Origin of the sequence: Pseudomonas fluorescens (assembly GCF_012974785.1) — a bacterium.
GTDB classification, from domain to species: Bacteria; Pseudomonadota; Gammaproteobacteria; order Pseudomonadales; family Pseudomonadaceae; genus Aquipseudomonas; species Aquipseudomonas fluorescens_BT.
In genome coordinates this window covers 4,426,128-4,449,300 of record NZ_CP027561.1, presented here as the reverse complement: position 1 = coordinate 4,449,300, position 23,173 = coordinate 4,426,128, and the positions used below count along the sequence as shown (strand labels likewise).

The following is a 23,173-nucleotide window of genomic DNA, read 5'->3' as shown; positions in this document are numbered from 1 at the left end:
ATGCACAGTTATGACTATTGGCAGATCCTCGCGTTTTTCGCGTTGGTGTTGCTGCCCGCGCCGTTCCTCGGGCGCTTCTACTACAAGGTGATGGAAGGTCAGCGCACCTGGCTGACGCCTATTCTCGGCCCGGTCGAGCGCGGCTGTTACCGCCTCGCGGGGGTCAATCCGCAGGACGAACAGAGCTGGCAGAAGTACACGCTGGCGCTGTTGGCGTTCAACCTCGCAGGTTTCCTGTTGCTGTTCGCGATCCTGTTGTTCCAGGACCACCTGCCGCTGAACCCGCAAAACCTGCCGGGCCAGGAATGGACGCAAGCGTTCAACACTGCGGTCAGTTTCATGACCAACACCAACTGGCAGTCCTACAGCGGTGAAGCGACCCTCAGTTACCTGAGCCAGATGGTCGGCCTGACCGTGCAGAACTTCGTCAGCGCCGCCACCGGCCTCGCCGTGCTGGTCGCGTTGTGCCGTGGTATCGGTCGCAAATCCACCAAGACCTTGGGCAACTTCTGGGCCGACATGACCCGTGCCACCCTTTACGGTCTGCTGCCGCTGTGCCTGCTGCTGGCGCTGTACCTGGTGTGGCAGGGCGTGCCGCAGACCTTCGCGCAATATGTGAATGCGGTGACCCTGCAAGGCGTCGACCAGGTGATTCCGCTCGGTCCTGCGGCCAGCCAGATTGCGATCAAGCAACTGGGCACCAACGGCGGCGGCTTCTTCGGGGTCAACTCGGCGCATCCGTTCGAGAACCCAACCGCGTGGAGCAATCTGTTCGAAGTGTCGTCGATCATCCTGATCCCGGTGGCGCTGGTGTTCACCTTTGGGCACTACGTGAAGGACCTGCGTCAGAGCCGCGCCATCATCGGCTGCATGCTGGCGCTGTTCCTGATCGGCGGCGCTACCTCGATGTGGGCCGAGTATCAGCCGAACCCTGCGCTGAACAATGTCGCTGTCGAACAGACCGCGCCGCTGGAAGGCAAGGAATCTCGTTTTGGCACCACCGCCACGGTGCTGTGGTCGGTGACCACCACCGCTGCATCGAACGGTTCGGTCAACGGCATGCATGACAGCCTCAACCCGCTCAGCGGCATGGTGGCGCTGGTCAACATGATGGTCGGCGAAGTGATCTTCGGCGGCGTCGGTGCCGGGCTCTACGGCATGTTGCTGAACGTGCTGATTGCGGTGTTCCTCGCCGGCCTGATGATCGGCCGTACCCCGGAATACCTCGGCAAGAAACTCCAGGCCCGCGAAGTGCAACTGCTGGTCGTGACCCTGCTGGTGATGCCGGTCGGCGTGCTGGTGCTGGGCGCGATTGCCGCTGCCTTGCCAGGCCCGGCGGCGACCATCAGCAACCCCGGTCCCCATGGTTTCAGCCAGTTGCTGTACGCCTACACCTCGGCCAGTGCCAACAACGGTTCGGCGTTTGGTGGCCTGAGTGCCAACACCCCGTTCCACAACCTGATGCTCGGCCTGGGCATGTTGATCGGTCGCTTCGGTTACATCCTCCCGGTACTGGCCCTGGCCGGCAGCCTGGCGATGAAGAAAACCGCACCGATCGGCCAGAACAGCTTCCCGACCCACGGCCCGCTGTTCGTGACCCTGTTGACCGTGACCATTTTGCTGGTAGGCGGCCTGACCTTCTTGCCAACCCTGGCGCTCGGCCCGATCGCCGAACATTTGAGCATGGGTTTCTAAGGAGCTGATGATGAATATGCCCGCAATCAAACCCGTCGTCGCCAAGGCGCCGGAACACGCGAAAACCACGATCAGCGCTCTGTGGCGCCCGGCGCTGGTGCAAGCGTTCGTCAAGCTTGACCCTCGTCAGCTGGTGCGCTCACCGGTAATGCTGGTGGTCGAACTGACCGCGATTTTCACCACCGTGCTGTGCTTCATTCCGGACAACATCGTGCCGACCTTCGTCGCGGCGCAAATCGCGCTGTGGCTGTGGTTCACCGTGCTGTTCGCCAACTTTGCCGAGGCGCTGGCCGAAGGTCGCGGCAAGGCCCGCGCCGACAGCCTCAAGGCCGGCAGCGAAGGCCTCAGCGCCCGACGTAAACTGGCCAACGGCAGCTTTCAGGTGGTGCCCGCCGCCAGCCTGCGCAAGGGTGACGTGGTGCGGGTCGAAGCCGGGGAAATGATCCCTGGCGACGGCGAAGTCATCGAAGGCATCGCGGCCGTTAACGAAGCGGCAATTACCGGTGAGTCCGCTCCGGTAATCCGTGAATCCGGCGGCGACCGTTCCGCCGTTACCGGTAACACGCGACTGGTGTCCGACTGGCTGCTGGTGAAAATCACCGCCAACCCCGGTGAATCGACTCTTGACCGCATGATCGCGCTGGTCGAAGGCGCCAAACGCCAGAAGACCCCGAACGAAGTGGCGCTGGATATTCTGCTGATCGGTCTGACCCTGATCTTTCTGCTGGTGGTCGTGACGCTGCAGCCGTTCGCCCACTTCGCTAACGGCAGCCTGCCGCTGGTGTTCCTGGTGGCGTTATTGGTCACGCTGATTCCGACCACCATCGGCGGTCTGCTGTCGGCCATTGGTATCGCCGGGATGGATCGTCTGGTGCGCCTGAACGTGATTGCCAAGTCCGGTCGTGCGGTGGAAGCGGCGGGTGACGTGCATGTGTTGCTGCTGGATAAGACCGGCACCATCACTTTCGGTAACCGTCGTTGCAGCGCCGTGTATGCGGCGCCCGGTGTGAACGCCCGTGAACTGGCCGAAGGTGCGCTGTTCGCTTCGCTGGCCGATGAAACTGCCGAAGGCAAGTCCATCGTCGAGTACCTGCGCGGTTCCAATCCGCAGCCGGAACCTTCGCCGGAAACCCTGATCGCCGTGCCGTTCAGCGCCGAAACCCGCTTGTCCGGTGTCGACTATCAGGGCCGTGTGTTCCGCAAGGGCGCGGTGGATTCGTTGCTGGCGTTTCTCGGTCAACAACGCAAGGATCTGGCCCCGGCGCTCTCCCGGGAAATCGACAAGATCGCCCAGAGCGGTGGTACGCCATTGCTGGTCTGCGCCGACGGCAAACTGCTCGGTGTGATCCACCTGAAGGACGTGGTCAAGCCGGGCATCCGCGAGCGTTTCGCCGAGCTGCGCAAACTGGGGATTCGCACCGTGATGGTCACCGGCGACAACCCGCTGACCGCTGCCGCGATTGCCGCTGAAGCAGGCGTCGACGATGTGCTGGCCGAAGCCACACCGGAGAAAAAACTGGCGCGCATCCGTCACGAGCAGAACGACGGTCGCCTGGTCGCCATGTGCGGTGACGGTGCCAACGATGCTCCGGCGCTGGCTCAGGCTGACGTCGGCATGGCAATGAACGACGGCACTCAGGCAGCGCGTGAAGCGGCCAACATGGTCGACCTCGACAGCGACCCGACCAAGCTGCTGGATGTGGTGCAGATCGGCAAGGAATTGCTGGTGACTCGTGGCGCGCTGACGACCTTTTCCATCGCCAACGACGTGGCCAAGTACTTCGCGATCCTGCCGGCACTGTTCGCCGCGATCTACCCGCAGCTGGGCGTGCTGAACATCATGCACTTGAGCAGTCCGCAGAGCGCGATCCTGTCGGCCATCGTCTTCAACGCCTTGATCATCGTCGTGCTGATCCCGCTGGCCCTGCGCGGCGTGCGGGTGCAGGCCGCGAGTGCGGCGGCGTTGCTGCGTCGCAATCTGCTGATCTATGGCCTGGGCGGGATTCTGGTGCCGTTTGTGGGGATCAAGGCAATCGACATGTTGCTGACGGCGTTGCATCTGGTGTGAGGCTGATATCGCAGCCCCTCACCCTAACCCTCCCGAAACGTCGGACCGCCCGGAGGGAGAGGGGACTGACCGAGGTGTTTTCTGGAGATACATCGACCTGAGATATCGAGTCGGACTCCGGTTTTGAAAAGCATAGAGATCGGCTCCCTCTCCCTCCGGGAGAGGGCTGGGGTGAGGGGAAAGATGTCCCTGACACCCCAAGTCTGTAAGCCCAATGAATTCGAGGATTTTGAAATGTCCACAATGTTACGTCCGGCCCTGAGCCTGCTGGTGTTGATGACCCTGGTCACCGGCGTTGCCTATCCACTGGTCGTCACCGGCGTCGCACAGGTCGCCTTTCCCGAGCAGGCCAACGGCAGCTTGGTGCGCGATGCCGAAGGCAAGGTGCGCGGCTCGTCGCTGATCGCGCAGGATTTTGTCGGCGATGCCTGGTTCCATCCACGTCCTTCAGCCGGTGCCTTTGCCACCGTTTCGAGCAGCGCGAGCAACCTGGCGCCGAGCAATCCGGCGCTGGCCACTCGAGTGATCGATGACGCCAACAAGCTGCTGGTGCCCGGGCAAGGGCCCGTGCCGCTGGCGCTGCTGACTACGTCCGGCAGCGGTCTCGATCCGCACTTGCCACCGGCCGCGATTGCCTATCAACTGGCGCGTGTCGCGGCAGCGCGTAATGTGCCGGTGGCGACCTTGCAGCAGTTGCTCGACGCGCATATCGAACAGCCACTGGTGGGCCCGCCGGTGGTAAATGTGCTGGCGTTGAACATGGCGCTGGAAAAGCTGTAATGAATCCTTCAGGAAGAGATCTTCAAGCATGAGTGACTCCGGCCGCGCCGACGCGCTGTTAGCAGAACTGCCCCGCGACGGACGCGGCCGGCTCAAGGTTTTTCTTGGCGCGGCGCCGGGCGTGGGCAAGACCTACGCGATGTTGCAGGCAGCTCACAGCCAACTGCGTCAGGGCGTGAAAGTCATTGCAGGCGTGGTCGAAACCCACGGCCGCGCCGAAACCGAAGCGCTGCTCGGCGGCTTGCCGCAACTGCCGCTGGTGCGATCGGAATACCGTGGCGTGACGCTCGAAGAAATGGACCTCGACGGCCTTCTCGCCGCCAAACCGAAGCTTGTGCTGGTGGATGAACTCGCCCACAGCAACGCCCCCGGCAGTCGCCATGCCAAACGCTGGCAGGATATTCAGGAACTGCTCGCCGCCGGCATCGACGTCTACACCACGGTCAACGTCCAGCACCTGGAAAGTCTCAACGATCAGGTGCGCGGCATCACCGGTGTGCAGGTGCGCGAAACCCTGCCGGACTGGGTGCTGCAGGAAGCCTACGAACTGCTGCTGATCGACCTGCCGCCCCGGGAATTGCTCGAGCGCTTGCGCGAAGGCAAGGTCTACGTGCCGGAGCAGGCCCGGGCCGCGATCGATGCGTTTTTCACCCAGACCAATCTCACCGCGTTGCGGGAACTGGCGATGCAGACTGCGGCGGCGCAGGTCGACAACGATCTGGCACAGGGCTACCGCAAGCTCGGTCAAGCTGCGCCGGCAGTACGCGGACGCTTGCTGGTCGGCGTCGATGGCAATGCCGATGCCGAACGTCTGGTGCGTCACGCCAGCCGTGTCGCCCAGCGTCGGCATTTGCCGTGGAGCCTGGTGCACGTCGACAACGGCAGTGTGCGCGATGAGCAATCGCGGCTGCGCCTGCAAAGCGCCCAGCAACTGGCCGAACGGCTTGGCGGGGAAGTGGTGCTGTTGCGGGCCGGAGAGGTGGCGAAGACCCTGATCCAGCATGCCACCGAGCGCCGGGCCAGTCTGGTGCTGGTCGGCCAGTCGCGCCCGAGTCTGCGACGGCGCCTGTTCGGTGGTGGTCTGGCGGCGCGTTTGCTGCGTCAGTCCCACGGACTGGAAATCAACGTGCTGGACAGCGATCACGAACAGCATCCACCGCGCCTGCGGACGGCGCCAACGCTGGTGTGGTTCGACTATGCACTGGCGCTGGTGGCCACGGTGTTGGCCAGTGCGCTGGCGTGGGCGGTGTCCAGCGTATTGCCGCTGCCGAACATTTCGCTGGTGTTCCTCGCGGCGGTGTTGCTGGTGGCGGTGCGCAGCAGCCTGGGACCTGCGCTGGCCTGTGCGGCGCTGTCGTTCCTGACTTACGACTTTCTGTTCATCCCGCCGAATTTTTCCTTCGCCATCCAGCGTGAAGAAGACGTACTGACTTTGCTGTTCTTCCTGTTGATGGCAGCGCTCACCGGCAATCTGGCGGCGCGTCAGCGGCGGCAATTGCAGGCGTTGCGCGATACCCAGGAAGAGACCACCGAGTTGCTCGACCTGTCGCGCAAACTCACTGCAGCCACCGACCGTCAGGCCGTGGTCAGTGCCGCCGCGCAGCACCTCAATGGCTGGAGCGATCTGCAATTGTGCCTGCTCAATCGTGATGGGCAGGGCGGCTGGAAAGTCGAAACCGGCGGGCCGTTGCAGTTCACTGAATCCGAACGCGCCGCTGCCGACTGGGCCTGGCAACACGACCAACCGGCGGGCATGGGTACCGGCACGTTGCCATTCGGGCGCTGGTGGTGGTGGCCGCTGTCGGTGGAAGACGGGCCGCTGGCACTGCTTGGGGTGTGTGCCAAAGAAGGTCAGACATTGAGCGGCCAGCGTCGTCGCTTGCTGACCGCGCTGAGCCAGCCGCTGGCGCAGGCACTGGCCCGTGCGCAACTGGCCGATGACCTGGAGGCCGCGCGTCTGCATGGCGAAACCGAGCAACTGCGCAGCGCCTTGCTGGCCTCGGTGTCTCACGATCTGCGCACGCCGCTGACCTCGATGCGCGGCAGCATCGACAGCCTGCTGGCACTCGGCGAAGCGATCCCGCTGGAGGATCGTCGTGAATTGCTCGAAGGCACTCGCGATGAGGCCGAGCGTCTGGACCGTTACATCCAGAACCTGCTGGACATGACCCGACTCGGCCACGGCGCCCTGAAACTGGCGCGGGACTGGGTATCGCCGGCGGACATCGTCGGCAGTGCGCTCAATCGTCTGCGCGCCGTGCTGTCGTCGTTGCAAGTCAGCACCGATGTGCCGGCCGAGTTGCCGCTGTTGTACGTGCATGCCGCGTTGATCGAGCAGGCGCTGGTGAACGTGCTGGAAAACGCCGCGCGGTTTTCGCCGTCCCATGGCCGTCTGCAATTGCGTGCCGGAGCGGATGACAGCGAAGTGTTTTTCTCGGTGAGCGATGAAGGGCCGGGGATTCCGGTCGATGAGCGGGCGAAGATTTTCGACATGTTCTACACCGCTGCCCGGGGTGATCGTGGTGGTCAGGGCACGGGCCTGGGGCTGGCAATCTGTCAGGGCATGGTCGGCGCCCATGGCGGGCGGATCAGTGTCGGTGACGGCATCGACGGACGCGGCACCTGCATCACTCTGCACCTGCCCTTGCAGACGCAACCGGGGATGGACGGTGAAGCCTGAATCCGCCTGCGCTACTCTCTTGCCAATCTTTTGTATTGATGTGAACCCATGAGCCAGACCGCGACCATTTTGGTTATCGACGATGAACCGCAGATCCGCAAGTTCCTGCGTATCAGCCTCGCCTCACAAGGCTACAAAGTGCTGGAGGCCGGCACCGGAGCCGAGGGCCTGGCCCAGGCGGCGCTGAACAAACCCGATCTGCTGGTGCTCGACCTCGGCCTGCCGGACATGGATGGCCAGCAAGTGCTGCGCGAGTTTCGCGAGTGGGCCACGGCGCCGGTGCTGGTCCTGTCGGTGCGCGCCAGCGAAGGACAGAAAGTCCAGGCGCTGGATGGCGGCGCCAATGACTACGTGACCAAACCGTTTGGCATTCAGGAGTTTCTCGCTCGGGTCCGTGCATTGTTGCGCCAGGCCCCGGTCGGAGAGGCGCAACAAGCGGCGCTGGCCTTCGGCCCGCTGACGGTGGATCTCGCCTATCGCCGAGTGCTGCTCGACGGCGTCGAAGTGGCCCTGACCCGCAAGGAATACGCTGTGCTGGCGCAACTGGCGCGGCATCCGGGGCGGGTGATCACCCAGCAGCAATTGCTCAAGGACATCTGGGGCCCGACTCACACCGAGGACAGCCACTACCTGCGGATCGTGGTCGGCCATCTGCGACAGAAACTGGCGGACGATCCGACCCGGCCCCGGTTTATCGTGACCGAGGCGGGCGTCGGTTATCGCTTGTTGAGCGAGAGCAGCCTTTAGTTCTGTTCGCTCTCGTAGCGATCCAGCGTATCCCGGGCAATCTCGCGACCCAGCGCGATCAGCTCCGGCGCCTTGTAGAACTCGAAGAACCGGCAGACGCGTTTCGGCACGTTGATCAGGATGTCCGGCGGATACCCGGCGATCTTGTACTGGGCCAGCGAGGTCTGCATCACCTCGAAACTCTGGTTGATCAGGTCGAGCAATGACGCCGGCCCGACATTATCGATGATGAACGAACCGGTGGCGGATTTCGGCGCGCCATCGTGTTCAGGGGCGGCGGCCGGTTGCTGGGCTTGCGGCTCGGCGCCTTCGACCCACGGATTGATGTCTGCGGCTTCGGCGCGCAGCGCTTCCTGTTCCAATAACAGAAGTTGCTCGGCCTGTTTGCGGCGGAACGGCATCTTCGAGCCCAGTGAACTGATCAGGCTGTCAAAGCGCGTACGGAACGCGGCGGGGCGCTGGATCACCGGCAATTTGTAATGGCGCTGGTTGGTCGAGTTGAGATTGACCGCGATGATCAGATCGCAGTGGCTCGACACCACCGGCACGATCGGCAACGGATTGAGAATGCCGCCGTCCACCAGCATCCGGTTGCCCTGCATCACTGGCGTGAACAGGCTGGGAATCGCGGCCGAGGCGCGCATCGCCTGGTGCAGGCAGCCTTCCTGAAACCAGATTTCCTGCTGGTTGGTAAGGTCGGCGGCGACCGCCGTGTAAGGGATGCGCAGCTCTTCGATATTGATTTCGCCGACGATCTTGCGGATCTGGCCAAAGACCTTTTCGCCACGGATCGCCCCGAGGCGAAAACTCACGTCCACCAGTCGCAACACATCGAGGTAATCCAGGCTTTCGATCCAGCGTCGGTACTCGTCCAGCTTCCCTGCGGCGTAGATTCCGCCGACCACTGCGCCCATCGAACAACCGGCGATGCAGGCAATGTCGTAACCCCGCCGTTCGAGCTCTTCGATGACCCCGATATGGGCATAGCCCCGGGCGCCACCGGAACCCAGTACCAGTGCGACACGCTTTTTCATCAGACTTCCTCCCCCGACAGGTTTCCACAATGCACCCATCGAGGGCCGGGCTACAATCGCCGGGGTCGTTCGGGGCGGCACTGGCGTCGTTTTTTCGATACTTCTTGACCCGCTGGCGTTATCTTTTGCCGTGCGTTGGATTCATGGGGCACAAGGCACTTTTTCACCGCCCCAACGTCTTAATTGCACGACTGTTGACCTATCTTTGAGGTGTAAGTGATGAAAGCCTGGATCTGTGTGCCCTTGATTGCCCTGGCATTGGCCGGTTGCGCCGGCAAGACCGCCTACCGCGACAGCTGCGGCAGCCAGCTCGATGCGGCGTGGCATGAGCTGGATCTGGCCAAGGCCGAGGGTTTTGCCGGTACGGTGAGCTACTCCAAGGCCCTGTCGTTGCTGACGGCGGCCAAGACCCAGCAGCAATTCGAAGGCTTCGAGGGTTGCAGCAAAAAAGCCGAGAAAGCGCGTTTCTACATTCGCGAATCCCGCGCCGGACGCTAAGCTGCTGACTTAGCGCAACGGCGGATCAGCCACACCGGTGCACCCTCATGCAATGGGATTGAAGTCAGGAGCAAGCGATGTCTGCGTTGGTTGACCGGTTGGTGGCTCATGTCCTGAGCCTGGAGGTCAGGCTGCTGGCCTGTCAGGCACGTCTGACCGCACGTACCGACCCGGAGGCGCTGCACGATCTGCGGACCACGGTGCGTCGCTTGCGCAGTCTGCTGAGGCCGCTGCGTGGCTTGCCTGGCGTCGAGCAACTGGAAGACGCGGCGGCCGCGGTGGGGCAACTGACCACGCCGTGGCGTGACCGCGAGGTGCTGGCGGCCTGGCTGACCGAACATGGCCAGCCTGAGGCCGCGCAGCGGCGCATGGCGCAGATGGCCGAGGCCTATCCGGCATTGGCGGCCAGTGCGCAGGTGGCCTCGCTGCTGATGATCCTCGATGCGTTTCCACGTTTCCTGCGCGCGTCCCAGCGTCAGGGCTTGCTCGATGACCTGGACAAGCGCATCGAAAAGCGTCTGGGCAAGCAATGGAAGAACCTCGACGTGGCGCTGCACGATCCGGCACACGATCGTCATCGTCTGCGCCTGTTGATCAAACGGGTGCGCTACGGGATCGAAGCCTACCCCGAGCTTGATCGTCTGCCGAAGGTCGCGTTGCCACGTCTGAAGTCCGCACAAGGCGCACTGGGTGACTGGCACGATTGCTGGCAATGGCTGGCGAAGGCCGAACAGGAAGCGGATCTGCAACCCTGCGTCGCCACCTGGCAGGCGACCATGGTCGAGGCCGAAATCAAGGCTGACCGGGTGCTGGAAAAACTCAGCACGACTTGTTTTAAAAAGTCCTGAAACGCACTTCAAAACCTGTAGAAGCCAGCAGTCTGACTTCCACAGGTTTTTTATTGTGTCTTAAACCGGCGCAAGGCCTATCTGTCAGCCTGTTTGACCGGAATGGACGCTGCGCCGCTCTGCCGCGCTGGTTAAGATCCGGTCATTCCCTTTTTCGTGTCCGAGGTTCCCATGCGCTTTTGCGATCTGATCGATGCAGTCCGTCGTCAACCGGAGGTCGTCATTCCGGCCGAGTGGGGCCAGGGGCGCGCCAGCTTCGGCGGGCTGGTGGCGGCGTTGCAATACGAATTGATGCGAGCGCGGGTGCCGTCGGAGCGTCCGGTGCGTTCGCTGGCAATCACCTTCGTCGGTCCGGTCGAGCCCGAAGTGCCGGTGAGCTTTGAGGTGCAAATCCTGCGCGAAGGCAAAGCGGTGATTCAGGTGCTGGGGCGCGCCGTACAGAACGGTCAGGTGGTGACGATGGTGCAAGGCAGCTTCGGTGCTTCACGTCCGTCGGAAGTGGCCGTTGAAGCATACCCGGCGCCGGAGATGAAACACTGGGACGACTGCCAGGAGCTGCCGTACATCAAAGGTGTGACCCCGGAATTCATGCGTCATCTGGCGATGCGCTGGAGTGTCGGCGGCATGCCATTCACCGGCATTCAATCACGGTTGATGGGCGGCTGGGTGCGCTTGCGTGGGGATGTGAAAGAGGAACCGGTCAACGAAGCGCATCTGCTGGCGCTGGTCGATGCCTGGCCGCCTGCGCTGTTGCCGTATCTGAAGAAGCCGGCGCCGGGCAGCACGCTGACCTGGACCATCGAATTCGTTCAGCCGTTACGGGCGCTGAGCACGCTGGATTGGTGCCAATATCTGGCGGACATCGAGTACGCCGCCGACGGTTATGGTCATGTTGCCGCCAAACTGTGGAGCGCCGAGGGCGAACTGATCGCCATGAGCCGGCAGACGGTGACGATCTTCGCCTGACTCAATGACGGCGGTGGCGTTCACGCCAGGCACGATACCAGCCGCCGCTGAGCAGAAAGCGCGGGAAGGTCAGAAACTGCTCGACCAGCAGACGCGAAACGGCGTCCATGCGATCACTGAACGGCTCGGAGGCTTGCGCCTCCAGACGGTGGCCGTGACGCTGCAGACCCAGCGCTGCGACAATCCCGATCACGCCGATGGCCACGCTCGCCAGGCTCAGGCTGAACACCCCCGAGACGATCACCAGAAACGCAACGATGAACAGCGGTACGGCAATCAGATGCAGCACCAGATTGGTCGGATGCTGGTGATTATTCGGGTAGGCGCGCCATTGCCAGGCGGGAAGGTTGGGGTGACGTTTGCCCATGTTGCTGCTCCTCATTCCATGTTTGGTTCATGGTTGAAGAATAGGCCCGGGCAGGGAGGGCGGCGAATCAAGGTTGGCTATTGCCGCGATAGGCGTCATCGCCGGATTCGATGTTCCCGGCCTGACGCCATCGCCAGCAGTCCCTCAAAGTTTAAGCTGACCAATTGCCTTGTTGAGTTCGCCGGCCAGCGTCGCCAGCTCATTGCTGGTGGTCGCTGAGTCCACCGTCTGCTGCACGGTGTTCTCGGTCACGTCGCGAATGCTCACCACCGCGCGGTTCATCTCTTCGGCAACCTGACTCTGCTGTTCTGCCGCCACCGCAATCTGCGTGTTGCTCTCGCGCATCTGCGCCACCGCGCCGGTGATTTCTGCCAGCGCTTCACCGGCCTCCTGGGCCTGCTGCACGCAATCGTCAGCCTTGTACGAACTCTCCTGCATGAAGTCCACCGCATCGCGGGTCCCGGCCTGCAGCGCCGACACCATGGTGGTGATTTCGTCGGTGGACGTCTGCACGCGTTTGGCGAGGTTGCGCACTTCATCGGCGACCACCGCGAACCCGCGGCCCATTTCCCCGGCGCGCGCTGCTTCGATGGCTGCATTGAGGGCCAGCAGATTGGTCTGCTCGGCGATGCTGTGGATCACGCTGACCACGCCGTTGATCTTCTGGCTGTCTTCGGCCAGGCGCTGGATCATCTCGGCAGTCTGCTGTACGCCGCTGGACAGGCCGGCGATCGAATGCTGGACGCGGGTGACCACTTGTTGGCCGCTGCCGGCCAGGCCGTCGGCAGTCTGCGACAGATCGCGAGTGGCACCAGCGTGCTGGGCGATGTGGTAGACGGTGGCGGTCATTTCGTTGATCGCCGTGGCGGCCTGATCGGTTTCACTTTGCTGGCCAAGCATGCCGTGACGCACCTCGTTCATGCTCGATGCCAGCCGTGCCGCGCCGACGTCCAGTTGTCGTGCAGTGTTGGCCACGGTAGTGACCACGCGCTGGTAGCCGGCCTGCATCGCGTTGAAGGCATTGGCCATCTGCCCGACTTCGTCTTTGCAGGCCAGTGGCACCCGGGCGGAAAGATCGCCGGTTTTTTCGACGTGCAGCATTACGTCCTTGAGCGTGTTGAGCTGGCTGAGCAAGAAGCGGATCAGCAACTGCGAGGCACCGAGCATCGCCAGCATCAGGATGAACACCGCTACCGCGTAGTTGGCGAACCGTTCGCTGAACACTTGACTGAGGCTGGGGGCGTAGGCGATCACGGCGACCTGCTGGCCATCGGCACGGCTGAATACCTCGGCGCCGAGCAGCGGGTTTTCGCCGAAAAACGGCAAGTGACTGATGTCGATCCAGCCGTTGCTGTCGGTGATTTCCAGCAGCGGTTGATCGTTGAGGCGAGGCGCTTCACCGCGTTTGAACGTCAGCACCTGATCACTCTTGGGCAGGGCCTGACCTGCGGGCCAGGCTTTGAGCAATTGCGCTTGCGCCTGTGCCGACGCCTGTGCGGCGTGGCTGCGTGCCTGCTGTTCGAGCTGCACCGCGTACAGCACTAACAGCAAGGTGGTGACGAAGGCGACCGCGTTGACCGCCCAGAATTTGTATTTCAGCGAGATATTGCTAAGCCAGGCACCCATGGAGGTCTTCTCTGATAGCGGAAACAGTTTTGGCAAGGTGCCATTATTGTGCCGCTACGCAGGTGCCCGGATCTTGATGTGCATCAACAAGTAATGAGTTCCCGGCTCAGGGCAGGGCAGGCAAACCGTAGAACGCCCGGGCGCAACCGGTGGTGTGGCTCGCCAGATCTTCCTCGGTCTCACCTCGATGCAGCGCCACTTCACGCAACACTTCGGTTAAATAGGCCGGCTCGTTTCGTCCGTTCTTCGGCTTCGGTCGTAGTGTGCGCGGCAGCAGATACGGTGCATCGCTTTCCAGCATCAGACGCCCGCGTTTGATCTCCTTCACCAACGGATGCAAATGGGTGCCGCGACGCTCGTCGCAGATCCAGCCGGTGATGCCGATGTGCAGATCCAGGTCGAGGTAACTGAACAACGCTTTCTGCTCGCCGGTGAAACAATGCACTACGGCGGCCGGCAACTGGTCGCGAAAGTCACGGAGAATCTCCAGCAGACGCGGGCTCGCGTCGCGCTCATGGAGGAACACCGGCAGTTGCAGCTCCACGGCCAGGGCCAGATGTTCTTCGAGGACTTTTTCCTGTTGCGGTCGTGGCGAGAAATCACGGTTGAAATCCAGCCCGCATTCGCCCACCGCCACCACGTTCGATTCCTTCAGCAGACTGCGCAGACGCCGTGCGCTGTCGGCGTTCCAGTCACTGGCCGAATGCGGGTGAATGCCGGCGGTGGCGAACAGTCGCTGGCCGTCCGCATCCAGTTGCTGGCACAACTCCAGCGCCTGTTCGCTTCCCTCGATGCTGGTGCCGGTCAGCACCAGTTGGCAGACCCCGGCAGCGTAGGCGCGATCGAGCACGACCTGATGTTTGTCGGCGAAACTGGGGTTGGTCAGGTTGACGCCGATATCGATGAGTTGCATGGTGCTACCTCGGGCCGAAGGCCGGAAAGCATATCAGAGCTGTAGATTTATCAGAAAAGCCAAGAACTACAACGGCTTATGACTGTCTGTTGAGGCCGCGAGGCAACACGGGTTGGCAGAATTGCCATCACTGTGCCAGTCTCTCGCACTTTATCAGCGCTCCTGGCGCTCTGTTTTCGTCGGTGTTTTGCGACCGTTCAGCGGTGAAAACGCCCCGTATTCTTTCCGGAGAGTGGATGGTTCGTCCCTCGGTTTTGCTCCTGCTGTGTGGTTCGCTGCTGCTGCCGATGACGGCGGTTGCGCGCTTGCCCGGGCCGCTGCAAGCCGTGCCGGCTGCCAAGGTTCGCGACCTGACCGAGATCCGCAGCAGCCGTGTGTTGCGGGTGCTCGTCAATCAGAGCCGCAACAGCTCCGGCGAAGTCCAGGGCCAGACCATTGGCGTCGAATATCACCGTTTGCGCGCCTTCGAGCAGTACCTCAATGGCCATGCCCGCGACGGTCAGGAAATCACCCTCAAGATCATTCCCAAAGCCAAGGATCAATTGCTCGGCGCGCTACAGCGTGGCGAGGGCGATCTGGTGGCGCCGGGCGAATTGCTCGATCTGCAACCGGGCCATGCGGTCGCCAGCAGCGAACCGATCGCCAGTAATGTGCCGCTGGTGCTGGTCGGCATCAAGGGCGAGAAGCGCTACACCAAAGTCGAGCAGCTGGCCGGCAAAACCCTGGCACTGCCCACCGGCAGTGCGGCGGGGGAGGCGGTCAGTCAACTCAACCAGAAACTGGCGCTGCACAAACTGGCGCCAATCAAGATCGAATGGGTCGATCCTACGCTGGCCGTCGAGGACGTGCTGGAGATGGTCCAGGGCGGCATCTTCCACCTGACCATCGTCGAGCAACCGATTGCCGAGCGCTGGGGCAAGATCCTGCCGAAGTTGCGTGTTGACCGGCAGTTGATGATCAGCGAGCCGGGCGAGGAGTACTGGTTCGTGCGGCGAGATGCTTCGATGCTGCGAGCGAGCATCGACCGTTTCCTGACCGGCTACAAGACGCCGTCGAACGAAGACGCAGCGTTTCTGCGGATCTACCGTCGCCTCTATCAAGTCCACTATCCATTGGCCAAGGCTGACCGCCAGCGTCTGGAAAAACTGCGTCCAACCCTGCAAAAGCATGCCGAAGCGCAGAACATGGACTGGCTCAATCTGGCCGCGCTGGCGTTCAAGGAATCGGCGTTGCAACCCGCTGCGCGCAGCGGTGGCGGGCCTACCGGGCTGATGCAGATCACGCCGTCCGCCGCGCAGCGGGTCGGCGTCAATAACATCCAGAATCTCGATGCGAATGTGCAGGCCGGGGCCAAGTATCTGGCGATGATCCGCCGCAAGTTCTTCAACAGTCCGAAGCTCAATGAGCGCGAGCGCATGGCGTTTACCCTGGCCGCCTACAACATCGGCCCGGAGCGCGTGCAGGGCATGCGCGCCGAGGCCCGGCGTCGTGGTCTGAACCCTAATCAGTGGTTCTTCCAGGTCGAGCGCATTGCCATGGAGCAGGTCGGGATGGGCGCCGTCAGCTATGTTAATAGTGTGAACAAGTATTACTTGGCGTTCGACCGGGAGCGGGAGTCGTTGGAGCCCGGGGGACAGAAAGTTGTCTCACGCAAATGATCTAATAAATTGATTGTTATGGCGGAATATTTGCGCTTTTAACATAAATTTAACTGATTAATATGGCGACCAACCAACAAGCCCTTCTGACAACAAGGAAACGCAACATGAGCTCTCTGATCAACAAAGTCCTGTTCACCCGCGCCGGCTACGGTCTGACCATTCTGCGCATTGCTGTCGGCGTGATCTTCGCCGCCCACGGCTCGCAGAAACTCTTCGGTCTGTTCGGTGGCTACGGCCTGGCCGGCACCGCGCAATACATGGAAAGCATCGGTCTGACGCCTGGTTATCTGATGGCGACCCTGGCAGGCGGCACTGAGTTTTTCGCTGGTCTGGCGCTGATCATCGGTCTGCTGGTACGGCCGGCGGCACTGGGTCTGACCTTCCTGTCGCTGGTGGCCATCTTCACCGTGCACATCAGCAACGGTCTGTTCATGGCCAACAACGGTTATGAGTTCGCCCTGGCCCTGCTCGGTGGCAGCCTTGCGGTGCTGATCGAAGGTGCCGGCAAGCTTTCGGTGGATCGCGCCATCGCCGGCTGACCGCTCTGGCTCAAGCAAAAGGCCCGCATTGTGCGGGCCTTTTTTGTTGTGGCTGATTCTTGACACTGGCCGGTCACGTTCTCTAGGATGCCGCTCATGCGCCGATTTAAACAGCTACTTGCGGGGCGCCAGGTGACTATTCTTCAGTTGCCGTCAGAAGCCGGAACAGGGCTTCGAAATACCGCTAAAGCGCTGGTTCGGTGTTGCCTCTCACCTGCCATGCAGACTTTTGAGGCAGAGACACGACACGATGAATGCACTTCGCCCTCCAGCACGCCCCGCGCCAATCACGGCACATGTCACTCAGCGCAACCCAAAAATCCTGCTTGGCGGTAAACATCAGCCGACGCTGTTGCGTTATCTCGATGGCTGGCCACGTCGCAGCGGCGGTCCTGCCGCATTCCTGATCCAGTTTGTCGAAGACGGCGAGTCGCTGGCGCGTTTTGCCAATGACAGTTTCGACCTCGCAGTGATCCAGTCGCCCAGCGCTGAAGACGCTCCGGAAATGATCCGTCAACTGACCCGCGTTGCCCGCCAGGGTCTGATTGCACGGCGTTGAGCGTCAGGGATAGTCGATTGCCACGATGTAAACGAATTGCTCGCCGGTTGGCGTCTGGACCCGTACTTCGGCGTCCAGCGCCTTGCCGATCAGGGCGCGGGCCAGCGGTGAGTCGATGCTGATCAGGCCCAGTTTCAGGTCCAGTTCGTCCGGGCCGACGATGCGGTAGCGCGACTGTTTGCCGTCCTCATCCTCGATGGTCACCCAGGCGCCGAAGTAGACTTTGTTCGGATCGCTCGGTTTTTCGCTGACGACTTTCAACGCCTCCAGTCGCTTGGTGAGAAAGCGCACGCGGCTGTCGATCTCGCGCAGCATCTTTTTGCCGTAGGTGTACTCGGCATTTTCCGACCGATCGCCCTGAGCCGCGGCTTCGCTGACCGATTGCGTCACCTGCGGACGGCGTACGTGCCACAACTCATGGAATTCGGCGCGCATCCGCGCTTCACCTTCGGGGGTGATCAGCGCGGTGCCGGCAGTGCGGGGAGGGCGATAACGGCTCATGGCTACTTCTTGTGGTATTGAGGGCTGGAGTCTATCAACCCTCGCGCAGCACTGTCAGCGGGCTCGCGTTCAGTGCCCGACGGGTGCCGAATACGCCGGCGCCACCGATCAGCGCCGCGCCGATCAACGGCAACAACAGCAACCAAGGGTGCGGGTGCCAGGGCAGGTCGAACGCAAAGCGATACAACACCAGACTCACCACTTCCGAACCGAGGGCCGCCAGCAACCCGCTGACTGCGCCCAGCAGGCCGAACTCGATCCTCCGCGCCTTGACCAGCAACTGCCGTTCCGCCCCCAGCGCACGCAACAGCGCGCCCTGACGGATGCGTTCATCCAGCGTCGCCTGCAACCCGGAAAACAGCACCGCCATTCCGGCCGCCAACACAAACAACAATACGTACTCCACCGCCAGGGTGACCTGGGCGAGGATGCTGCGCAGCTGTTCGAGCAAGGCTTCGACCTGCAGGATGGTCACCGCCGGGAATGCTCGCGACAACTCGACGATCTGCTGGTCGTGACCGGGCGCCAGATAGAAGCTGGTCAGGTAGGTCGCCGGCAGATCCTTCAGGGTGCCGGGCTGGAAGATCATGAAGAAGTTTGGTTGGAAGTTGTCCCAGTTGATCTCCCGCAGGCTGGTGACTTTCGCTTCGCGGTTCACTCCGCCAACGGTAAACACCAGGTGATCGCCAAGTTTGAGCTTGAGGCTTTCGGCGACCTTACCCTCCACCGACACACCCGGAACCTCGTCCGAGGGTTGCCCGCTCCACCACGAACCTGCGGTGATCTTGTTGCCCGCCGGCAAGTCGGCAGCCCAGGTCAGGCTCAGGTCGCGCTGGATCGCCCGATCGCCGGCCGAATCCTTGCTGACGATTTGCTGCACTGCTTCACCGTTGATGCTGATCAGCCGTCCCGGCACCACCGGATACAACGGCGCGGCCTGGGCCGAGACATTGATCAGGTGATCGGTGAAGGCCTGTTTGTCCGCCGGCAGGATGTTCAGGGCGAAATAGTTCGGAGCATTCTTCGGCAACTGGTTTTGCCAGGTGTCGAGCAGTTCGCCGCGCAGCAAAGCGATCAGTGCCATGGACAGCAGGATCAGACCGAATGCCAGGGACTGTCCTGCTGCTGCGAGCGGATGACGCAGCAACTGACCCAGGCCGAGGCGCCATGGCAGCGAGGCGCGAGCCAGCAGGCGACGCAGGCTGTTGAGCAGTAGCAACAGCAAACCACCGAGCACCAGGGCGGCGACCACACCACCGCCGAGCAAAGCAAAGGTCAGCAGCAGATCCAGGCTCAGGCGCCACATGATCAATCCGAGTGCACCGAGTGCAGCGCCGTAGACCATCCAGGTGCTCGACGGAATCGGCAGCATGTCCCGGCGCAAAACCCGTAGCGGCGGCACGCGGCCCAGCGCAGCGAGCGGTGGCAGGGCGAAACCGGCCAGTGCCACGAGTCCGGTGCCGATCCCCGCCAGCGCCGGCAGCAAGCCACCCGGCGGTACGTCGGTCGGTAACAGATCATGCAGCAGCGCGAACAAACCCAATTGAGCAAGCCAGCCAAGCAGGGCACCGCCGAGGCTGGCAAGCAGACCCAGTACCGCCAGTTGCAGGCTGAACAGCACCATGGTTTCCCGGCGTGACAGTCCCAGGCAACGGAGCAGGGCGCTGGCATCGAAACGACGGCTGGCGAAGCGGTTTGCCGACAGCGCCACGGCCACACCGGCCAACAGCACGGCGACCAGACTGGCCATGTTCAGATAGCGCTCGGCCTTGCCCAAGGCGCCACCGATCTGCCGGTTGCCGTCCCGGGCATCCTGAATCCGCTGGTTGGCGGCAAGTCCCGGCTTGATCAGTTGGCGATAGGTTTCCAGCGCTTTGGGTTCGCCGCGCCACAGCTCGCGATAGCTCACCCGGCTGCCGGGCTGGACGACGCCGGTCGCGGCGAGGTCGTCGAGGTTGATCAGCACGCGTGGCGTCAGGCTGTAAAAGTTGCCGGCGCGATCCGGTTCGTAAGTCAGCACTCGCGTCAGTTTCAACGTTTTCATGCCGACGTCGATGCTGTCGCCGATCTTCAGGTCCAGTGCGGTGAGCAGGCGCGATTCGACCCAGGCTTCGCCCGGCTGCGGTTCGCCACCGGCTTCTTCGGCAGCGAAAGGGGAGGGGGCGCTTTTCAGCTCGCCGCGCAGCGGATAGGCACGGTCGACGGCCTTGATGCTCGATAACTGAATGCCGTTGTCGGTGGCGATGACGCTGGAGAATTCGACGATCTGCGCGTGGTCGAGGCGCAGATCGGTACCGCTCCTGATTTGTTCCGGTCGCGCCGGTGAACTGCCTTCGAGTACCAGATCCGCGCCGAGAAACTCGGTGGCGCGCAACGTCATTGCGCCATTCAGGCGGGCGCCGAAGTAGCCGATGGCGGTACTTGCCGCCACGGCCACCAGCAAGGCGAAGAACAACACCCGCAACTCCCCGGCGCGGGCATCGCGCAGGAGCTGGCGCAGGGCAAGGCTGAACAGGCGCAACAGCGGCAGACGTGCCATCAAGGCTCCAGGGGGGCGACCAGCAGGCCGGCTTCAAGTCGGATCAGGCGCCGGCACCGATGGGCCAGGCGTTCGTCGTGGGTCACCAGCACCAGCGTGGTGCCGCGTTCCTTGTTCAGTTCGAACAGCAAGTCGCTGATGCGCTCGCCGGTATGGCTGTCAAGGTTGCCGGTGGGCTCGTCGGCGAACAGTACATCCGGCTCGGCGGCAAAAGCCCGGGCAATCGCCACCCGTTGTTGCTCGCCGCCGGACAGCTGGCGCGGCGAGTGGGTCAGGCGCTGGCCGAGGCCGACCCGTTGCAGCAATTCGGTGGCGCGACCGCGAGCGTCTTTACGGCCGTCGAGCTCCAGCGGCAGCATGACGTTTTCCAGGGCATTGAGGCTGTCGAGCAGCTGGAAGGATTGAAAGACAAAACCCACGTGTTCGGCACGGATGCGCGCGCGCTGGTCTTCGTCGAGATTGCTCAGGGACTGGCCGGCGAGAACAACTTCGCCGCCGCTCGGCAGATCGAGGCCGGCAAGCAGGCCGAGCAGGGTGGATTTTCCGGAGCCGGACGCGCCGACGATGGCCAGGCTGTCGCCCTTGTTCAGTTCCAGGCTGAGTTCGTGCAGGATGGTCAGTTCACCTTCCGCGCTGGGAACCACTTTGCTAAGGTTCTTCGCGGTGAGAATGCTTGCGCCCATGGAGAATCCGATGCGTGTGTGGTTTTTGAGTGCTGGCCTGGCCTTGATGTGCATGGCCCAGAACGCAGCGGCGGGTACAGTCCTGATCGTTGGCGATAGTATCAGCGCCGGTTTCGGGCTGGATACCCGGTTGGGGTGGGTGTCGCTGCTCGAGCAGCGGCTCAAGGCCGAAGGTTTTGACGATAAAGTGGTCAACGCCTCCATCAGCGGCGACACCAGTGCCGGAGGCCAGGCGCGGCTGCCGGCGCTGCTTGCAGAGCACAAGCCGGAGCTCGTGATCCTCGAACTGGGCGGTAATGACGGCCTGCGCGGAATGCCTCCAACGCAATTGCAACAAAATCTTGCGTCGATGATCGACAGCTCCCGTGAACAGGGGGCCAAGGTGCTATTGCTCGGCATGCAGTTGCCACCCAACTACGGCAAGCGCTACACCGATGCCTTTGCCCGGGTTTACGGCAAGCTCGCCGAGGAGAAGAAAATCCCGCTGGTGCCGTTTTTCCTCGAAGGCGTGGGCGGGCATCCGGACTTGATGCAGGCCGACGGTCTGCACCCGGCAGCCGGGGCTCAGGGCAAGTTGCTGGAAAATGTCTGGCCGACGCTAAAACCGCTGCTATGAGGCTTTTCTAGCGGCAGGCTTTCGGCTAATGTGGCGCCCCCCTAAATGGAGCCCCCGATGTCGCGTTCTGCCTGGTCCCTGTTTGCCTACCAACTGATCGAGCCTGACGAACAGCTGGATCTGTTCGCCTGCCAGGAAGTGCGGGTGCATCTGGTGACCCGTCAACTGGAGCTCGGTGGCTCGGCGGACCGAACCCTGTGCGGCAGTCTGCTGCCGGCGCAACCGCGCTGGTCGAGTGTGGATCGCCGGGTGTTCCAGGATCAGCGCCTGTGCTCGCTGTGCCGGGCGATCCTCGAATCGCAGAAGCGTGGGACGTCGCCGATCTGGCCTGAGCTGCGTTTCGAACTGTAGGTCCACCCGTTTCCAGTTGGCGGCAGGTCGAACATGAAGAGTTCTGTCTGCCCATCGGCGGATCTCCCCGAATTCCCGAGGCGCGGTGTACAATCGCGCTCCTATACCCTTGTCGATCTGCGAAGGATTCTCCGGATGTTGCCGCGTTTTCCTGCCGTCACCCGCTGCCTGTCTCTTGCCGCCCTGTGTGTGGCCGGTCCCGTTGCCGCATTGGAGTTTCCCCTGCCACCGCCTGGCGAAGACATCATCGGCCAGGTGCAGGTGATCAAGGCCAAGTACGAAGATACTTTTGCCGATCTGGGCACCACCTACGATCTGGGCTATTCGGAGATGGTCGCGGCCAACCCGGGCGTCGATGCCTGGTTGCCGGGCGCCGGCACTGAAGTGGTCCTGCCGACCCGCTTCATCCTGCCGCCGGGCCCGCGCGAAGGCATTGTGATCAACCTGGCCGAGTATCGCCTCTACTACTTCCCGAAAGGCAAGAACGTGGTGTACACCTTCCCGCTGGGTATCGGTCGTGAAGGCTGGGGTTCACCGATCGCCCACACCACGATCACCGCCAAAACGCCGAATCCGACCTGGACGCCGCCAGCCTCGATCAAGGCCGAGCACGCCGCCGATGGCGATCCGTTGCCGAACGTGGTGCCGGCCGGTCCGGACAACCCGCTGGGGCCGTTCAAGTTCACCCTGGGCACACCGGGCTACCTGATTCACGGTTCGAACAAGAAATTCGGCATCGGCATGCGCACCAGTCACGGCTGCTTCCGCATGTTCAACAATAACGTGCTGGAAATGGCCGGCATGGTGCCGGTGGGGACTTCGGTACGGATCATCAACGATGCGTACAAGTTCGGTCGCAGCGGCGGCAAGGTCTATCTGGAGGCGCACACACCGATCGACGACAAAGGCAACCCGTCGGTGGTCGACAAGCACACTGCCGTGATCAACGCGATGCTCAAGCGTGAAGACATCACCAACAACCTGCGCATGAACTGGGACGTGGTGCGTGATGTGGTCGCAGCCGAAGATGGACTGCCAACCGAAATCGGCACGCCCAATACCTCGGCGCCGATCGTGTCGAGCGCACCGATCGACCTGCAGCAGTAAGCTGAAAGACAAACCCGCCGACGCTTGCGTGTCGGCGGGTTTTTTATTGCATGAAGAAAATTTCAGGCAAAAAAAAGCCGACCCGAAAAACGGGTCGGCTTGATAACAATCCCGAAGGACTATTACTTGCGGCTAGCTTTGTCCAGCATGCGCAGAGCACGCTCGTTAGCTTCGTCAGCAGTCTGTTGTGCTTTTTGAGCAGCAGCCAGAGCTTCATCAGCTTTACGGTAAGCTTCGTCTGCACGAGCCTGGGAGCGAGCAGCTGCGTCTTCAGTAGCGGTCAGACGTGCTTCGGTTTCTTTCGATGCGCTGCTGCAACCGGTAGCCAGAACTGCGGCCAGAGCCAGAGCAGAGAATTTCAGAACGTTGTTCATCGTGTTCCCCTTCAAGGACTT

At 62.3% G+C, this 23,173-nt stretch carries 22 protein-coding genes; 14 read left to right on the top strand and 8 right to left on the bottom strand.

The window, feature by feature from the left end; translation table 11 throughout:
- The 5 genes from kdpA (at position 1) to C6Y56_RS20055 (ending at position 7,970) form a co-directional block, all read left to right on the top strand.
- Positions 1-1,695: a potassium-transporting ATPase subunit KdpA gene (gene kdpA, locus C6Y56_RS20075; RefSeq protein WP_169431348.1), complete on the top strand. Its 1,695-nt coding sequence runs from the start codon at positions 1-3 to the stop codon at positions 1,693-1,695.
- A gap of 10 nt (positions 1,696-1,705) precedes the next feature.
- Positions 1,706-3,763, top strand: coding sequence for a potassium-transporting ATPase subunit KdpB (gene kdpB, locus C6Y56_RS20070; protein WP_169431347.1), 2,058 nt, complete (start codon positions 1,706-1,708; stop codon positions 3,761-3,763).
- A gap of 234 nt (positions 3,764-3,997) precedes the next feature.
- On the top strand, positions 3,998-4,543 hold the full coding sequence (kdpC, locus tag C6Y56_RS20065; protein ID WP_169431346.1) for a potassium-transporting ATPase subunit KdpC: 546 nt from the start codon (positions 3,998-4,000) through the stop codon (positions 4,541-4,543).
- Positions 4,544-4,571: 28 nt separating this feature from the next.
- Positions 4,572-7,223, top strand: a complete 2,652-nt coding sequence (locus C6Y56_RS20060) for a sensor histidine kinase (protein WP_169431345.1) — start codon at positions 4,572-4,574, stop codon at positions 7,221-7,223.
- A gap of 48 nt (positions 7,224-7,271) precedes the next feature.
- Positions 7,272-7,970: a response regulator gene (locus C6Y56_RS20055; RefSeq protein ID WP_169431344.1), complete on the top strand. Its 699-nt coding sequence runs from the start codon at positions 7,272-7,274 to the stop codon at positions 7,968-7,970.
- Here C6Y56_RS20055 and C6Y56_RS20050 read toward each other — a convergent pair.
- The gene (locus tag C6Y56_RS20050) at positions 7,967-9,004 is read right to left on the bottom strand and encodes a patatin-like phospholipase family protein (protein WP_169431343.1); all 1,038 of its coding nucleotides are present in this window, start codon (positions 9,002-9,004) and stop codon (positions 7,967-7,969) included. The two genes, C6Y56_RS20055 and C6Y56_RS20050, sit on opposite strands and share 4 nt — an antisense overlap.
- Positions 9,005-9,223: 219 nt before the next feature.
- Here C6Y56_RS20050 and C6Y56_RS20045 point away from each other — a divergent pair, with 219 nt between their 5' ends.
- From C6Y56_RS20045 to C6Y56_RS20035, 3 genes are all read left to right on the top strand, one after another.
- Positions 9,224-9,502, top strand: coding sequence for a hypothetical protein (locus C6Y56_RS20045; RefSeq protein ID WP_041069470.1), 279 nt, complete (start codon positions 9,224-9,226; stop codon positions 9,500-9,502).
- Between the two features lie 77 nt (positions 9,503-9,579).
- Positions 9,580-10,350 carry a CHAD domain-containing protein gene (locus C6Y56_RS20040; RefSeq protein ID WP_169431342.1) on the top strand — a complete coding sequence of 257 codons (771 nt, stop codon included), beginning with the start codon at positions 9,580-9,582 and terminating at the stop codon, positions 10,348-10,350.
- Positions 10,351-10,521: 171 nt separating this feature from the next.
- A complete protein-coding gene (locus C6Y56_RS20035) occupies positions 10,522-11,316 on the top strand; it encodes an acyl-CoA thioesterase (protein ID WP_169431341.1) in 795 nt (264 codons plus the stop codon).
- 1 nt (position 11,317) lies between these two features.
- Here C6Y56_RS20035 and C6Y56_RS20030 read toward each other — a convergent pair whose 3' ends face one another.
- The 3 genes from C6Y56_RS20030 to C6Y56_RS20020 all read right to left on the bottom strand — a co-directional run bounded on the left by C6Y56_RS20030 (position 11,318) and on the right by C6Y56_RS20020 (position 14,222).
- The gene (locus tag C6Y56_RS20030) at positions 11,318-11,683 is read right to left on the bottom strand and encodes an Mpo1-like protein (protein WP_169431340.1); all 366 of its coding nucleotides are present in this window, start codon (positions 11,681-11,683) and stop codon (positions 11,318-11,320) included.
- Between the two features lie 144 nt (positions 11,684-11,827).
- A complete protein-coding gene (locus tag C6Y56_RS20025) occupies positions 11,828-13,309 on the bottom strand; it encodes a methyl-accepting chemotaxis protein (protein ID WP_169431339.1) in 1,482 nt (493 codons plus the stop codon).
- Between the two features lie 106 nt (positions 13,310-13,415).
- Positions 13,416-14,222 (bottom strand): TatD family hydrolase, encoded by an 807-nt coding sequence (locus tag C6Y56_RS20020; protein ID WP_169431338.1) that lies wholly within the window; start codon positions 14,220-14,222, stop codon positions 13,416-13,418.
- A gap of 236 nt (positions 14,223-14,458) precedes the next feature.
- On the opposite strand from C6Y56_RS20020, the gene C6Y56_RS20015 reads away from it, so the two are divergent.
- The 3 genes from C6Y56_RS20015 (at position 14,459) to C6Y56_RS20005 (ending at position 16,981) form a co-directional block, all read left to right on the top strand.
- Entirely contained in the window at positions 14,459-15,880 is a 1,422-nt protein-coding gene (locus tag C6Y56_RS20015) for a transglycosylase SLT domain-containing protein (protein WP_169431337.1), read from the top strand.
- A gap of 107 nt (positions 15,881-15,987) precedes the next feature.
- Positions 15,988-16,422, top strand: coding sequence for a DoxX family protein (locus C6Y56_RS20010; protein ID WP_007950955.1), 435 nt, complete (start codon positions 15,988-15,990; stop codon positions 16,420-16,422).
- Positions 16,423-16,672: 250 nt separating this feature from the next.
- Positions 16,673-16,981 carry a class I SAM-dependent methyltransferase gene (locus C6Y56_RS20005; RefSeq protein WP_169431336.1) on the top strand — a complete coding sequence of 103 codons (309 nt, stop codon included), beginning with the start codon at positions 16,673-16,675 and terminating at the stop codon, positions 16,979-16,981.
- A gap of 3 nt (positions 16,982-16,984) precedes the next feature.
- On the opposite strand, the gene greB is transcribed toward C6Y56_RS20005, so the two are convergent.
- The 3 genes from greB to C6Y56_RS19990 are packed head-to-tail and all read right to left on the bottom strand — an operon-like array spanning position 16,985 to position 20,704.
- Positions 16,985-17,482, bottom strand: coding sequence for a transcription elongation factor GreB (gene greB / locus C6Y56_RS20000; RefSeq protein ID WP_003226818.1), 498 nt, complete (start codon positions 17,480-17,482; stop codon positions 16,985-16,987).
- A gap of 34 nt (positions 17,483-17,516) precedes the next feature.
- On the bottom strand, positions 17,517-20,021 hold the full coding sequence (locus C6Y56_RS19995; protein ID WP_169431335.1) for an ABC transporter permease: 2,505 nt from the start codon (positions 20,019-20,021) through the stop codon (positions 17,517-17,519).
- A complete protein-coding gene (locus tag C6Y56_RS19990; RefSeq protein ID WP_169431334.1) occupies positions 20,021-20,704 on the bottom strand; it encodes an ABC transporter ATP-binding protein in 684 nt (227 codons plus the stop codon). Before C6Y56_RS19990 ends, C6Y56_RS19995 begins: the two co-directional genes overlap by 1 nt.
- A gap of 10 nt (positions 20,705-20,714) precedes the next feature.
- Between C6Y56_RS19990 and C6Y56_RS19985 the strand changes: the two genes are divergently transcribed.
- From C6Y56_RS19985 to C6Y56_RS19975, 3 genes are all read left to right on the top strand, one after another.
- Positions 20,715-21,320 carry an arylesterase gene (locus tag C6Y56_RS19985; RefSeq protein WP_169431333.1) on the top strand — a complete coding sequence of 202 codons (606 nt, stop codon included), beginning with the start codon at positions 20,715-20,717 and terminating at the stop codon, positions 21,318-21,320.
- A 57-nt stretch (positions 21,321-21,377) separates the two neighbouring features.
- Positions 21,378-21,671 carry a hypothetical protein gene (locus C6Y56_RS19980; RefSeq protein ID WP_007908575.1) on the top strand — a complete coding sequence of 98 codons (294 nt, stop codon included), beginning with the start codon at positions 21,378-21,380 and terminating at the stop codon, positions 21,669-21,671.
- A gap of 135 nt (positions 21,672-21,806) precedes the next feature.
- The gene (locus tag C6Y56_RS19975) at positions 21,807-22,778 is read left to right on the top strand and encodes a L,D-transpeptidase family protein (protein ID WP_169431332.1); all 972 of its coding nucleotides are present in this window, start codon (positions 21,807-21,809) and stop codon (positions 22,776-22,778) included.
- 122 nt (positions 22,779-22,900) lie between these two features.
- On the opposite strand, the gene oprI is transcribed toward C6Y56_RS19975, so the two are convergent.
- Positions 22,901-23,152, bottom strand: a complete 252-nt coding sequence (gene oprI, locus C6Y56_RS19970; protein WP_003199355.1) for an outer membrane lipoprotei OprI — start codon at positions 23,150-23,152, stop codon at positions 22,901-22,903.
- Positions 23,153-23,173 lie beyond the last annotated feature (21 nt).

What these genes read in the sequence shown, in the direction of transcription:
- oprI (WP_003199355.1), bottom strand. Translation starts at nt 23,152, where the DNA reads ATGAACAACGTTCTGAAATTCTCTGCTCTGGCTCTGGCCGCAGTTCTG.
- kdpC (WP_169431346.1), top strand. Translation starts at nt 3,998, where the DNA reads ATGTCCACAATGTTACGTCCGGCCCTGAGCCTGCTGGTGTTGATGACC.
- C6Y56_RS20020 (WP_169431338.1), bottom strand. Translation starts at nt 14,222, where the DNA reads ATGCAACTCATCGATATCGGCGTCAACCTGACCAACCCCAGTTTCGCC.
- kdpA (WP_169431348.1), top strand. Translation starts at nt 1, where the DNA reads ATGCACAGTTATGACTATTGGCAGATCCTCGCGTTTTTCGCGTTGGTG.
- greB (WP_003226818.1), bottom strand. Translation starts at nt 17,482, where the DNA reads ATGAGCCGTTATCGCCCTCCCCGCACTGCCGGCACCGCGCTGATCACC.
- kdpB (WP_169431347.1), top strand. Translation starts at nt 1,706, where the DNA reads ATGAATATGCCCGCAATCAAACCCGTCGTCGCCAAGGCGCCGGAACAC.
- C6Y56_RS20025 (WP_169431339.1), bottom strand. Translation starts at nt 13,309, where the DNA reads ATGGGTGCCTGGCTTAGCAATATCTCGCTGAAATACAAATTCTGGGCG.
- C6Y56_RS20030 (WP_169431340.1), bottom strand. Translation starts at nt 11,683, where the DNA reads ATGGGCAAACGTCACCCCAACCTTCCCGCCTGGCAATGGCGCGCCTAC.
- C6Y56_RS20045 (WP_041069470.1), top strand. Translation starts at nt 9,224, where the DNA reads ATGAAAGCCTGGATCTGTGTGCCCTTGATTGCCCTGGCATTGGCCGGT.
- C6Y56_RS20005 (WP_169431336.1), top strand. Translation starts at nt 16,673, where the DNA reads ATGAATGCACTTCGCCCTCCAGCACGCCCCGCGCCAATCACGGCACAT.
- C6Y56_RS20035 (WP_169431341.1), top strand. Translation starts at nt 10,522, where the DNA reads ATGCGCTTTTGCGATCTGATCGATGCAGTCCGTCGTCAACCGGAGGTC.
- C6Y56_RS20060 (WP_169431345.1), top strand. Translation starts at nt 4,572, where the DNA reads ATGAGTGACTCCGGCCGCGCCGACGCGCTGTTAGCAGAACTGCCCCGC.
- C6Y56_RS19980 (WP_007908575.1), top strand. Translation starts at nt 21,378, where the DNA reads ATGTCGCGTTCTGCCTGGTCCCTGTTTGCCTACCAACTGATCGAGCCT.
- C6Y56_RS20010 (WP_007950955.1), top strand. Translation starts at nt 15,988, where the DNA reads ATGAGCTCTCTGATCAACAAAGTCCTGTTCACCCGCGCCGGCTACGGT.
- C6Y56_RS19990 (WP_169431334.1), bottom strand. Translation starts at nt 20,704, where the DNA reads ATGGGCGCAAGCATTCTCACCGCGAAGAACCTTAGCAAAGTGGTTCCC.
- C6Y56_RS20015 (WP_169431337.1), top strand. Translation starts at nt 14,459, where the DNA reads ATGGTTCGTCCCTCGGTTTTGCTCCTGCTGTGTGGTTCGCTGCTGCTG.
- C6Y56_RS20040 (WP_169431342.1), top strand. Translation starts at nt 9,580, where the DNA reads ATGTCTGCGTTGGTTGACCGGTTGGTGGCTCATGTCCTGAGCCTGGAG.
- C6Y56_RS19995 (WP_169431335.1), bottom strand. Translation starts at nt 20,021, where the DNA reads ATGGCACGTCTGCCGCTGTTGCGCCTGTTCAGCCTTGCCCTGCGCCAG.
- C6Y56_RS19975 (WP_169431332.1), top strand. Translation starts at nt 21,807, where the DNA reads ATGTTGCCGCGTTTTCCTGCCGTCACCCGCTGCCTGTCTCTTGCCGCC.
- C6Y56_RS19985 (WP_169431333.1), top strand. Translation starts at nt 20,715, where the DNA reads ATGCGTGTGTGGTTTTTGAGTGCTGGCCTGGCCTTGATGTGCATGGCC.
- C6Y56_RS20050 (WP_169431343.1), bottom strand. Translation starts at nt 9,004, where the DNA reads ATGAAAAAGCGTGTCGCACTGGTACTGGGTTCCGGTGGCGCCCGGGGC.
- C6Y56_RS20055 (WP_169431344.1), top strand. Translation starts at nt 7,272, where the DNA reads ATGAGCCAGACCGCGACCATTTTGGTTATCGACGATGAACCGCAGATC.